This is a genomic window from Rhizobium sp. 62_C5_N11_2, from assembly GCF_051811185.1.
Taxonomy (GTDB): domain Bacteria; phylum Pseudomonadota; class Alphaproteobacteria; order Rhizobiales; family Rhizobiaceae; genus Rhizobium; species Rhizobium leguminosarum.
On the sequence record NZ_JBPWPW010000001.1, the window covers coordinates 958,474 to 970,208 of the forward strand.

General features: G+C 62.2%; 12 protein-coding genes. 7 read left to right on the forward strand and 5 right to left on the reverse strand.

Features of this window, described 5'->3' with window-relative positions; genetic code table 11:
- The first annotated feature begins 124 nt into the window (after positions 1-124).
- Positions 125-481: a DUF4406 domain-containing protein gene (locus AB8B31_RS04865; protein ID WP_088680780.1), complete on the forward strand. Its 357-nt coding sequence runs from the start codon at positions 125-127 to the stop codon at positions 479-481.
- Positions 482-710: 229 nt separating this feature from the next.
- Positions 711-1,331 (forward strand): glutathione S-transferase family protein, encoded by a 621-nt coding sequence (locus tag AB8B31_RS04870; protein WP_028734131.1) that lies wholly within the window; start codon positions 711-713, stop codon positions 1,329-1,331.
- Here AB8B31_RS04870 and AB8B31_RS04875 read toward each other — a convergent pair.
- Positions 1,316-1,681, reverse strand: a complete 366-nt coding sequence (locus AB8B31_RS04875; RefSeq protein ID WP_018241170.1) for an MmcQ/YjbR family DNA-binding protein — start codon at positions 1,679-1,681, stop codon at positions 1,316-1,318. The two genes, AB8B31_RS04870 and AB8B31_RS04875, sit on opposite strands and share 16 nt — an antisense overlap.
- Before the next feature lie 38 nt (positions 1,682-1,719).
- Complete coding sequence (locus tag AB8B31_RS04880; protein ID WP_112906287.1) at positions 1,720-1,914, reverse strand: hypothetical protein; 195 nt, start codon at positions 1,912-1,914, stop codon at positions 1,720-1,722.
- 174 nt (positions 1,915-2,088) lie between these two features.
- Here AB8B31_RS04880 and AB8B31_RS04885 point away from each other — a divergent pair, with 174 nt between their 5' ends.
- Together AB8B31_RS04885 and AB8B31_RS04890 are read left to right on the forward strand one after the other, a co-directional pair.
- A complete protein-coding gene (locus AB8B31_RS04885; protein ID WP_439007369.1) occupies positions 2,089-2,985 on the forward strand; it encodes a LysR substrate-binding domain-containing protein in 897 nt (298 codons plus the stop codon).
- A 291-nt stretch (positions 2,986-3,276) separates the two neighbouring features.
- A complete protein-coding gene (locus tag AB8B31_RS04890) occupies positions 3,277-3,519 on the forward strand; it encodes a hypothetical protein (RefSeq protein ID WP_028734128.1) in 243 nt (80 codons plus the stop codon).
- Between the two features lie 153 nt (positions 3,520-3,672).
- On the opposite strand, the gene AB8B31_RS04895 is transcribed toward AB8B31_RS04890, so the two are convergent.
- Both AB8B31_RS04895 and AB8B31_RS04900 read right to left on the reverse strand, forming a co-directional pair.
- Positions 3,673-4,332, reverse strand: coding sequence for a glutathione S-transferase family protein (locus tag AB8B31_RS04895; protein WP_439007370.1), 660 nt, complete (start codon positions 4,330-4,332; stop codon positions 3,673-3,675).
- 98 nt (positions 4,333-4,430) lie between these two features.
- On the reverse strand, positions 4,431-5,798 hold the full coding sequence (locus AB8B31_RS04900) for a TIGR03808 family TAT-translocated repetitive protein (RefSeq protein ID WP_439007519.1): 1,368 nt from the start codon (positions 5,796-5,798) through the stop codon (positions 4,431-4,433).
- Positions 5,799-6,052: 254 nt separating this feature from the next.
- Here AB8B31_RS04900 and AB8B31_RS04905 point away from each other — a divergent pair, with 254 nt between their 5' ends.
- Positions 6,053-8,350, forward strand: a complete 2,298-nt coding sequence (locus tag AB8B31_RS04905; protein WP_018241176.1) for a sensor domain-containing protein — start codon at positions 6,053-6,055, stop codon at positions 8,348-8,350.
- A 376-nt stretch (positions 8,351-8,726) separates the two neighbouring features.
- On the opposite strand, the gene AB8B31_RS04910 is transcribed toward AB8B31_RS04905, so the two are convergent.
- Entirely contained in the window at positions 8,727-9,698 is a 972-nt protein-coding gene (locus AB8B31_RS04910) for a glycerophosphodiester phosphodiesterase family protein (protein WP_439007371.1), read from the reverse strand.
- 114 nt (positions 9,699-9,812) lie between these two features.
- Here AB8B31_RS04910 and AB8B31_RS04915 point away from each other — a divergent pair, with 114 nt between their 5' ends.
- Together AB8B31_RS04915 and AB8B31_RS04920 are read left to right on the forward strand one after the other, a co-directional pair.
- Positions 9,813-10,619: an alpha/beta fold hydrolase gene (locus tag AB8B31_RS04915; protein ID WP_018241178.1), complete on the forward strand. Its 807-nt coding sequence runs from the start codon at positions 9,813-9,815 to the stop codon at positions 10,617-10,619.
- Between the two features lie 87 nt (positions 10,620-10,706).
- The gene (locus tag AB8B31_RS04920) at positions 10,707-11,717 is read left to right on the forward strand and encodes a ligase-associated DNA damage response exonuclease (protein WP_130715983.1); all 1,011 of its coding nucleotides are present in this window, start codon (positions 10,707-10,709) and stop codon (positions 11,715-11,717) included.
- The last annotated feature ends 18 nt before the right edge of the window (positions 11,718-11,735 follow it).

Sequence of the window (11,735 nt, forward strand, 5' to 3'; positions counted from 1 at the left end):
ATTAAACATAATAGCCCGATATTGCACGAAATGACTCGACATTCAAGAAATATCGTGCATTTTCACGAAATCCCGTGCATGAGGCCGGGAGTGCTCACGCAGAAGCGGAGCGAAGGAGTGGATCATGTTGATTTTGATTGCCGGGCCCTATCGGTCCGGAACGGGCGACGACCCGGAAAAGATGGCCGCCAACCTGAAGCGGTTGGAAGAACCCTCGCACGCGCTGTTTGAGGCGGGCCACGTGCCGATGATCGGCGAATGGGTGGCGCTGCCGATCTGGCATGCCGCCGGCGGCCGGTCGGTCGGCGATGCGCTCTACGAAGAGATCTTCCACCCGGTCGCCGGCCGGCTGCTGCAGCTCTGCGAGGGCGTGCTGCGCCTGCCGGGCGATTCCAAGGGAGCTGACAACGACGTGCGCATCGCCAGGGAACGCGGCATTCCGGTCTGGCACAGGCTGGAGGATGTGCCGGGCTGCGGCTGAGCGGATTGCTGCGCCCGCGCTTTGCCCTTTGCTACACTCAATGCATTCGCAGCTTTATCGCTCACCCCCTCAACCGACCCGTCGGATGAGGGGGCCACACGACACATCTATTATGCCCTCACACTCGGCGCACCCACCCTTGTCTCGACGGACGATCAAAACCCAATCTCCCCAGTTCCGGCGCACCGACCGCTACGCTATAACCCTTGCCGAAAGGGAGTCGAGAACCATGCTGACACTGTATTACGCGCCGGGAACCTGCGCGCTCGCAAGCCTTATTGCCCTGGAAGAATCCGGCCTGGCCTTCGAAACGAAGAAGATCAGCCTCCGCGATGGCGAGCAGCGTTCGCCGGACTATCTGAAGATCAACCCGAAGGGCCGGGTGCCGGCACTGGTCACCGATTATGGCGTGCTGACGGAAACGCCGGCGATCCTGGCTTATATCGCTCAGAGCGCGCCGGCCGCCAAGCTGGCGCCGCTTGACGATGCCTTCGAATTTGCCAGGCTCCAGTCCTTTAACAGTTATATCTGCTCGACCGTGCATGTGAACCATGCCCATCGCCCGCGCGGCTCGCGCTGGGCCGACGAGCCGGCGGCAATCGAGGCGATGAAGGCCAAGGTGCCTGAGAATATGGCCGATTGTTTCACGCTGATCGAGCAGACGATGTTCGAAGGCCCATGGGTGATGGGTGAGGCCTATTCGCTCGCCGATCCCTATCTCTTCGTCATGACCGACTGGCTGCCATCGGACGGCGTCGATCCCGCCCGGTTCGAAAAGGCGAGCGACCACCACGCCCGCATGCTGCTGCGCCCCGCCGTCCAGCGGGCGCTGGCCTACGACCGGGCCTGACCGTTAAAACCTGCGGCAAGCTTCTTCGGCGCCCGGAACAGCCAGGCGCCGATCAGTCGCAACCGCAGTTCCTCGTCGCCGATCACGGCGGCGCGCACCGGCAGATGCGGCCAGCCGACATAATGATCGGTTTGAAAATAGACGTCAGGCGCCATCTCCAGCAGGTGATCCTTGTCGTCGAGCGAAATCGAGATCACGATCGTCTCGGCATTCTTCACCGCGACAAAACTCTTGCCGCCGACCTTCAGCGCCGGATTGCCATACGAGGTGCTCTCCTCGACATCAGGCAGGCCGGCTTCCGCCGCCAGCCGCTTCAGGCGTTCGAAGATCGCATCGACGTCGTCGGCCATTGCTCCGCCCTTTCTGCCAGGGCGAACCTACCATATCTTCACGCGCATTTCGCCAGCGGCGGCTTGCCCTCTGCCTGAAAGCCGGTCTGCATCCCAAGCGGCAGATCGGCGATTTCGCGCATCGACATGCGCTCGACCTCGGGATGCCGCAGCGGATCATCCTTCCAGGCTGGGGCAATTTCCGCGCTTGCCACCTGCCGAACAGGGGTGAAGAAAAACTTCAACAAAGACATGGCATGCCTCGCTTTCTCAGTAGCGCAGAAGGATGATCAATGGCGGCTGGCGCCTGCTGAGCCATCCCATCCGCTGACGTCCTGCGTTCGAATGGATTGCCTATGCTTGCAATGTCGGCCTCAACAGGCAGTTTTTCAATTGAGATTAATGCGGCGCCGCTATAGAAAAGCTATATGAAGAACTTGAACATGGTCCATCTCAACGGCCTGCGCGCGCTGGAGGCCGTCGGTCGTCTCGGCTCGCTCCAGGCCGCCGCCGACGAACTCGGCGTCTCGGTCGGCGCCGTCAGCCAGCAGGTCATCAAGGCCGAAGCCCAGCTTGGTCAGGTGATCTTCGAGCGCACCGCCAGGGGCATGATCGCCACCGAAGCCGGCCGGCCGGTGCTTCTGGCGCTCGACGAGGGGTTCGCCCGTCTTTCGGCGGCGGTGTCGATCGCCAGCCGCAAGGACGATACCATCCTGACCATCTCGGTGGCGCCGGTTTTCGCCGCCCGCTGGCTGGTCTGCCGGCTGGATCGCTTCGCCGAGCGCCATCCCGACATCAAGCTGCGGCTGGATGCAACCACCAATCTCGTCAATCCGGCCCTCTGCGACGTCGATATCGGTATCCGCGTCGGCACCGGCAAATGGCCGGAGGTGAAGGCAGAGCTGCTGTTGGAGCAGGAGGTCTTTCCCGTCTGTTCGCCCGAGATGGCGGCAAAATTGAAAGAGCCTGCCGATATTCTCGAACTGCCTGCCATCATCGATGGCCATGCCATGTTCACCTGGGAGGTCTGGATGCGCGAGGTCGGACTATCAGGTGCCACGCTTTCGACCCGTCACGTCTTCAACGACGCCTCGCTCTGCCTCGATGCGGCGATTGCAGGGCAGGGCGTCATGCTGGCCTGGCAGACCCTTGCCGCCTTTGCGCTCGCCGAAGGCCGGCTCGCCGCCCCCTTCGGCATTCGCGCGCCGACCGGCTTCGGCCACTACTTCGTCACCGCCGAAGGCACGCGCGAGCCAAAGAAGGTCAAGGATTTCAAGGCCTGGATCCGTGAGGAAATGGCCGGCACGCTGGCGCTCTTTCGATAATCCTCAGACCTAGGCAGTGAGTTCATGAGGTGATTTTTCCCCCGACCAGGATGGACTTCAATCTCGCGGAGCGCCAGAACTCCGGGCCGTTCGCTGCCATCGAACCGGACGGCTTCATCATTGCCGGCAACTGGTGACAGGCGGGCAAGCAATGGACTATCCTTAATCAGGGCGAGTGTGGCCTCCGGAATTGGAGACGATCGGCTTCGATAACAAAATCTTGTTGTAATTCAACGGATTGAACCACGTCCACCAGCCTCAGTGAATGTTTCCAGGATGGGAGAAACGCTCATGGCGCATGTGAACAAAGTCCTGCGCTCGATCAACGATCAGGGCGCGGACCGCTGCGTCGATATATTTCGGCGGCCGGATGGAACCGTCGGCTTCGAGGAATTCCGTCGAGACGTCGAGGACGCGCGCGGCTGGTTTCCGATCGGTGGTCACTCCGATCGTGTCTTTGCCGGTGAAGCCGAAGCGCTGGCAGCTGCCCTGATCGATGTGGCTTGGCTGAGACCCGCGATTGGCAACGCTTGAAGCAGCGCGGACGTTGTCAGAAGCCGGACGACACCACCTCGATATTCATACGCAGCGTCGAGGATGCTCTAAAATTCGTTCGATCATAGACGACATCCACTTTAAGGCCTCGTGGCCGACGTATCCAATGGACGCAATTCGGTGCGCCGCGCTTTAGATCGGCTCCTTGCTGCGTGTTGCTTGCATCGCCTTATAGGCCGGGCGGGACTGGCAGCGCTCGATCCAGGCTTTGATATTCGGATGCGCCTGGAAAAGCGCCTCTTCGCTCTGGGCGTAGCGCAGCACCTCGGCGATGTTGAGATCGGCAACGGTGAAACGGTCGCCGACGATCCATTGCCGGCCGGCGAGGTGGCCTTCGAGAACCGCCAGCGGCCTGCGCAGCGGGCGGCAGGAAACCGCGATCGTCTGTTGGCCACCTTCGCTGTTTTCAAGCCCGTTATCATAGGTGAGTACGATCTTCACCGTGTGCGGTTCGACCTCCGCAGCCGCCCAGATCGTCCACATCGTCAGCAATCCGTCTTCCTCGACGGTTTGGCCGGAAAGCGGTCCGCCATATTTACGGGCGAGGTAAAGATTGATCGCCAGTGACTCGTGCATCACGAGGTCGCCGTCCCGAATGCTGGGGATCTGCGCCATCGGGTTGACGGCAATGAATTCCGGCGAATGCGTGTTGAGCGGCGCATCCTGAGATAGCGGATCTGCGAGCCGCCTTGCCTGCAGCACTGGCACCGAGCGGAATTCGACCCCAAGCTCCTCCGCCATCCAATAGACGCGTGAGGCGCGCGATCGATAGACTCCGTAGATTGTCAGCATGTCCATATCCCCTCGATGTGTCCGAGAGACCGTAAATGCCGGATCGGCGTGGGAAAAGTCCTTGTGGCTGATGGGATGATGAAAGCTTTTGATGGCCTTCAGGAGACGCGGTTTCGCTCCACGGTCAGCTGCGCATAGGGCGAGCCGCCGCCTGCCATCTCGCCGGACACCTTCTTCTCCCACTGGAAGCCTAAAACCGCGCCTTCGGTGATCTCCTGGAAGATGTTGTCGGTGATGACCGCGGTCCCGGTGCCGTCGGCGACCGAGACGGCGCAACCGACCGGGGCCTTGCGCACCACATTGCCTGTCACAACGACGTTGCGCAGATAGGGACCCCAGCCGATCTGCAGCCCCCAGCGCGGCGCGCCCTCGATCACATTGCCTGAAATCAGCGTGTCGGCCTCCGCCGCGATGCCGATGCCGAAACCGACCTCATGCTGGTATGGGCCGCGCAGCGTCAGGTTGCGCACGACATTGCCGGTAACGCTCGCCAGCCGGCCGCCCTCGTCGAAATTGGCGATCGAGATGCCGTTTGCCGCCCCGTCGATCATGTTGCCGGAAACGACGGCGCCTTCGAAGGCGAATTCGACATAGATCGCCGTCTCACCGGAGCGTCGGCACTGGTTGCTGCTGATCTGGATATCCGAGGCCGAATTGGCGCGGATCGCCGTAAAGGCGCAGTCGGAGATGTGGTTGTTCACCACCATCACCCCGTCGGCGCGGAAAATATTGATGCCGTTGCCGTTTTGGCCGGTGCCGCCGTCATTGGCGCGGATGTTGGAAATGCGGTTGCCGGAGACAACCGTGCCGTCCTCCGCCTTCTTCCAGCGATGCACCAGGATGCCGCCATTGCCGCAATCCGAGATCGTATTGCCGGTGACCGAAAGGTTGGTGGAATCCACCGCGTAAAGTCCGGATTGGGCAGCCCCCGAAATGTGACTGCGCTCGATCCTGCCGCCGCAGCGCTCCAGCTGCAGGCTATGTTTGCAGCTGCCGCTGATCTCGCAATTGTCGATCAGCACCTCGTCGACGCCGGTAAATTGCAACAGCCCGCCGGCATCGTCGCCAAGCCAGCGGTTGCCGCCGTCGATGACGAGATTGGAAAGCTCGATCCGCCGCACGTTCTCGGCCGAAAACAGGTGGCCGTCGCCGGTATAGACGATCCGTGAAGCGCCAGGCACGCCTGATATGCGCGTATTGTCGGGCAAGGTGAGGTTGGAGACCCGGTAGGTGCCGGGCGGCAGAAACACCGGCACGTTCTCGCGCGCCGCCTGTTTGATCATCTGCTCAAGGTTGCGGGTCTTGCGGTCGCCACTTTCGGGAATGGCGCGATATTCCACCGCGTCGATTGCCCCACGCAGGTCGGGCTGAGCGGCCGCCGTCAGCGGCGAGGCGACGGCGCGTGATGTCCCTCCCGCAACCGCCGAGGCCGCGAGGAATAAAAGCATGTCGCGGCGTGAGGGCATCCGGGGATCACTTGTCATAACGCGCCCGTAGCAGGAAACGTGCCAGGCGGGCATGTATTCTTTTGGCACAAGCTTGGCAAAGGCGGACGAAATTGCCGTCGTGGCGAGCGCGACGGCAGGATATCGCCGCTTATATTGTCGTCTTGTTCACCCTTTCATTTAAGCAAGCCGAAGGAAATGAGGACTACTTTTAAGGGAAATTCTATGATGACGGGTGTGGGATACGGCCTTCGGCCGGCGGGGAGAATGGCGGCATGCACGAACCGAGTGCCAGGCGATGGGAATCAGCCGATGCCCTGACGGCCGAAACGCGGCGCATCGTCGCCGCGACGGAGGCAATGATGGCATCGACCGCCCACCACTTTTCCGAGGGTATCGAGAACCTCCGCCTCAAGGAAATCGTCCACGAGCTTCCGGATTTTCTCTACGTCAAGGATCGTGACAGCCGCTTCGTCTTTGCCAATGCCGTCACCGCCAGCAGCCTTGGCCTGGAGAGCGCTGCGCTGATGACCGGCAAGCGCGATTTTGACCTGTTCGATTTCGAGACGGCGCTCCACCATTTCGATATCGAGCAGCAGATCATGACGACGGGCGAAGCCCGCATCGACATGGAGGAATCCTACGTCCTTCCCGGCAGTAGAAGACCGATATGCCGGCTGACCTCGAAGATCCCGCTGCGCAACGATCGCGGCGAAATCGTCGGCCTGATCGGTGTTTCCCGTGATATCACCGAACGCAAGCGCCAGGAGGATCTGCATCGCGGCCAGGCGAGCCTGCTCGAAATGATTGCCCGCAACGAGCCGTTGCCGATGATCCTCGAGGCGCTTGTGCTGATGATCGAGGCGCAACTGACCGGGATCGACGGATCGGTGCTGCTGCTCGACAGCGAGGGCACCAGGCTCTATCACGGCGCCTCTCCCAATCTGCCCGGCGGCTACAGCCGCCTCATCGATGGTGTCACGATCGGTCCGAAGGTCGGCTCCTGCGGCACCGCCGCGTGGCGCGGTCAGACCGTGATCGTCGAGGACGTGATGAGCGATCCGCTCTGGGAGGATTTTCGCGCGTTGATTGCCCCGTTCGGGTTCCGCTCCTGCTGGTCGACGCCGATCGCCACATCGCAGAACAATGTGCTCGGCACGTTCGCGCTCTATTCCAGGGAAGTCCGCCGTCCCACCGAGCACGAGATGACGCTGGTGGCGCTCGCCACCCATATCGCCGGCATCGCCATCGAGCGCAAGCGTGTCGACGACCGCATTCATTTCATGGCCCATCATGACGATCTCACGGGCCTGCCGAACCGCGCCTTCCTGAAGGAGCGGCTGGCGAGTATCCTCGACCAGGCCCGGCGCAACAACCGCAAGGTGACCGTCGCCTATATCGATCTCGACAATTTCAAGGACATCAATGATGGCCGCGGCCACGCCGCCGGCGACGAGGTGCTGAAGGAGATCGCCGCCCGCATGGCCAATAGCGTCAGGGCGTCAGATATGGTGGTGCGTCTCGGCGGCGACGAATTCCTCGTGGTGCTCGTCCACCAGTCGAGCCACGATGCCGGCATCACGCGCCGTCTTCGCGAGCTGCAGAAGGCGATCAACCGGCCGATCCGCGGCGCGGACGGCGAGATCACCGTCACCTCGAGCATCGGTGTCGCTGCCTTCCCCTTCGATGGCGCAACCTCCGAAGAGCTTCTCGCCAATGCCGACCGCGCCATGTACCGCGCCAAGGAACTCGGCCGCAACACATTGCAACATCACGAGGGCGGCAGCACGCCCCTCGGAATGCCGCTCGGCGAGCACGAGGAACTGCACCTGGCGATCGCCGGCGACCAGCTGTTCCTGCAATATCAGCCGCAGGTCGATGTCGCCACCGGCCGCATCACCGGGCTCGAGGCGCTGGTTCGCTGGAACCATCCGGCCAAGGGCAGGCTGCCGCCGGTCAATTTCATTCCGCTCGCCGAAGAGACCGGCCTGATCGTCCCCCTCGGTCTCTGGGTGCTGAACGAGGCCTGCCGCCAGGCGCGCAACTGGCAGGATATGGGCCTGCCGCCGCTGACGATCGCCGTCAACGTCTCCGCCAAGCAGTTTGCCGATCCGGATTTCGCAACCCATGTCACCGAAGCGCTCGAGCGCCACCGCCTGCAGTCGCGCTGGCTGGAGCTGGAGGTCACCGAAAGCGTGGTGATGCACGATGCCGAACGCGCGCTCGCCATGATGGAATCGCTGCGGGCGCTGGGCGTTCGCCTGTCGATCGACGATTTCGGATCCGGCTATTCCAGCCTCGCTGCACTGAAGACTTTCCCCTTCGACCGCCTGAAGATGGACCGTTCGTTGGTCGAGGCCCTGCCGGGCGACAAGACCGCCGTCGCCATCGCCTCGGCCGTCATCTCGCTGGCGCAGACGCTGAAGCTTTCGGTTCTCGCCGAGGGTGTCGAAACCGACGCCCAGATGGATTTCCTGCGCCAGGCGCGTTGCGAGGAGGCGCAAGGCTACCGCTTCTCGAAACCCGTCTCCCCGGAGGAAATCCCGGCATTGCTGCGAGCGCGGAGCCTCTAGAGCCTTTCCGGGTTAGATTGAAGCATTCTGCCGGAGCAGGTTTTCGTCAGGGCAGAGGCGATTGGCGACGGGCATACCTCCCGGTACGTCCGAGCCGATCGCCTTTGATCCTGGCGGAAAGATGCCCGGCCCTTCGGGTTGGCTGAAACGGGCCGGCTGATCGACCGGCCGGCTTGGCCGTAGAGCCGGGCTACGACGCGCGCCGGCCGGTCGACCATCCGACTCCGTTTGAGCCAACAGAATGCTTCAATCTAACCCGGAAAGGCTCTATTGCATGTCGCCCAAAAGTGTGCAGCGGTTTTGGGAGAACGACATGCACAAAAGGAAACATTGAAAGACGCCGCATCGATCAGGTCGACGCGGCGTCTTTCAAGCTCTATTTCGCAAGCTTGCCGATCGCCTCGATCTCGTTCGTCCATATGCCCGCCGCATAGTTTGGCGGCAGCCGCGCCAGTTGCGCGGGGTCATCGATGCCGGTGGAAAAATCGCTGCCGCGATAGGGACCGAGCACGAAGACCTCGGTCCCGGCATCCGCCATCCGGTTGAGAAAACGGTCCGGCCAGCCCCAGAGCCACGGGGCGATATTGATCGGCACCAGCATCATCGCATGTTTGCATTCGTCCGGCAGCAGGCCGGTCCAGCCATAGCCGATATAGCCGAACAGGCAGCCCTTCAGGCTCTTGCGCGAGGCGGTCTTGATATCGGGTGCCATCCGGCGCAGCACGTCGATCGGCTCGTCACCGCCATAGACGATGATCTCGGCCCGTCTTTCCTGGGAAAGTCCGTTGAGCACGGTGGCGAGCTTTTCGCCCTCGGAAGGATCGCGGCTCTTGACGTTGATGAGGAAGCGCCGATCCGGAAAGGTCGACAGCACCTCGGCAAGGGTCGGCATCATGCCGATGCCACGGCCGCGAAAGGGAAAGGTCTTGCCGCCATCGGCGGTATAGCCATAGCCGATGTCGAGCCTCTTCATGTCAGCCATCGAATGCTCGCGGGTGACGCCATGCCCGTCGGTGCGGCAGTCGAGCGTCCAGTCGTGAAAGACGGTGAACTGCCCGTCCGTTGTCGGATGTACGTCGATCTCGACGATATCGGCGCCGGCCGCAAAGCCTGCCTGCATCGACGGAAGTGTGTTTTCGAGATAATCGTGTTTTGGCGGCAGCATTCGGCTCGCCGTGCAGGTGTCGTTCTTGAGATCGGTTTCGTCGAAGCGCTGGGCGATGCCGCGATGGGCGAGCAGCACCGGTTTTCCCGGTCGGTGTTCGGCTATCAGGCTGGTATTGTTGAGGTAGATGCCCGCTGCGACGACCGCGATTGCCGCCGCGCAATAGAAAAACTTCCTGCCCAATGCTGATCCCCCTGGTTGCATCGCAAGGGCTAGAAAGCGATTCTGGTTGTTCTTGGGCTGTTTTCCGGCTTTTCTATGCCATCGGTCTATTCGCCGGACGGGAGCCTCATCGCTATGGAACCACAAGACGACGAGCTCATCCATTTCGAGACGCATGGCGGCGCCCCATTGCCGCCGGCAGCAGTTGAAGGGCATGTCGCGCGCGACGGTGCCCGCATTTGGTATGCGTCCTACGGCGCAGGTCCCCCTGTCATTCTGCTGCATGGCGGCCTTGGTCACAGCGGCAACTGGGGTTATCAGGTCCCGGCACTGTTGCGCCGCGGCCGCCGCGTCGTGCTGATCGACAGCCGTGGCCATGGAAGAAGCACCCGCGATGCCCGTCCCTATAGCTATGAGCTGATGGCCTCTGACGTGCTCGCGGTCATGGACGCGCTGCATCTCGACAAGGCGGCCGTCGTCGGCTGGAGCGACGGCGCCTGCATTGCCCTGATTCTCGCCATGACGGCGCCGTCACGTGTCGAGGGGGTCTTCTTTTTCGCCTGCAACATGGATCCGAGCGGCACGCTGGAATTTGTTCCGAGCCCGGTCATCGACCGATGCTTCAGCCGGCACGCCAAGGACTATGCCGCATTGTCCACAACGCCTGACGATTTTAATCCATTCGTCGAGGCGGTCAGCCTGATGATGCGGACGGAGCCGAATTATCAGGCCGCCGACTTGGGCCTGATCCGGGTGCCGGTCGCAATCGTCCTCGGCGAGCGCGACGAATTCATCAAGCCCGACCATGCCGAATATCTTGCTCGCAGCATTCCGAACGCTGAGATGATCTATCTCACAGGCGTCAGTCATTTCGCGCCGCTGCAGCGGCCGGGTGAGTTTAATGTCGCTGTGGTCAACTTTCTCGACGGGATAGGGTCATGACATTGCAGTCGTTGAGCCGCGCCCCATTCCATAGTCCGTTCTTCCCGCCCTCTGGCCTCGCGTCCATTTCCCGCTATCTCTCGTTTCATGAGACCTGATGCGCTGCTTTATCCCGCCCCGGAGGGGCTCTATTGCCCCGAGGGCGGCTTCTATGTCGATCCGGTGCGGCCGGTCGAGCAGGCGCTCGTCACCCACGGCCATTCGGATCATGCCCGCCCGGGCCACGTGAACGTGCTTGCCACCCGCCAGACGCTCGACATCATGCGCCTGCGTTACGGCGACGGCTTTTGCGCCAGCGAGCAGGCCGCAGCCTTCGGCGAGGAACTGCTGGTCAACGGCGTCAAGGTAAGCTTTCATCCCGCCGGCCATGTGCTCGGCTCCGCCCAGATCGCCATTGAGAAGAACGGCACACGCATCGTCGTCTCCGGCGACTACAAGCGCCGACCCGATCCGACCTGCGCCGCCTATGTGCCGGTTGCCTGCGATGTCTTCATCACCGAGGCGACCTTCGGCCTGCCGGTCTTCCATCATCCCGATCCAATGGAGGAGATAGCCAAGCTGCTGGCGTCGCTGCGGCAATTTCCCGAGCGCACCCATCTCGTCGGCGCCTATGCGCTGGGGAAGGCCCAGCGCGTCATCCGGCTGCTGCGCGATGCCGGTTATGCCGAACCGATCTATATCCACGGCGCCATGGAAAAACTCTGCGACTATTATATCGAGCAGGGCATCGATCTCGGCGAGCTGCTGCCGGCGACGATCGAAAGCCGCGACAAATCAGTCTTCAAGGGTGCGGTCGTCATCGGCCCGTCATCGGCCTTCGCCGACCGCTGGGCCCGGCGCTTCAACGAGCCGCTGCCGGCCTTCGCCTCCGGCTGGATGATGGTGCGCCAGCGCGCCAAACAGCTCGGCGTCGAACTGCCGCTCGTCATCTCCGATCATTGCGACTGGCCGGAGCTGACCGAAACGATCCGGGAATTGCACCCGGCCGAGGTCTGGGTGACGCATGGCCGCGAGGAGGCCTTGGTGCGCTGGTGCCAATTGCAGGGCATCAAGGCGAAACCGCTGCATCTGGTGGGTTATGAGGATGAGGGCGATTGAGGAGATGAGCAATATCCC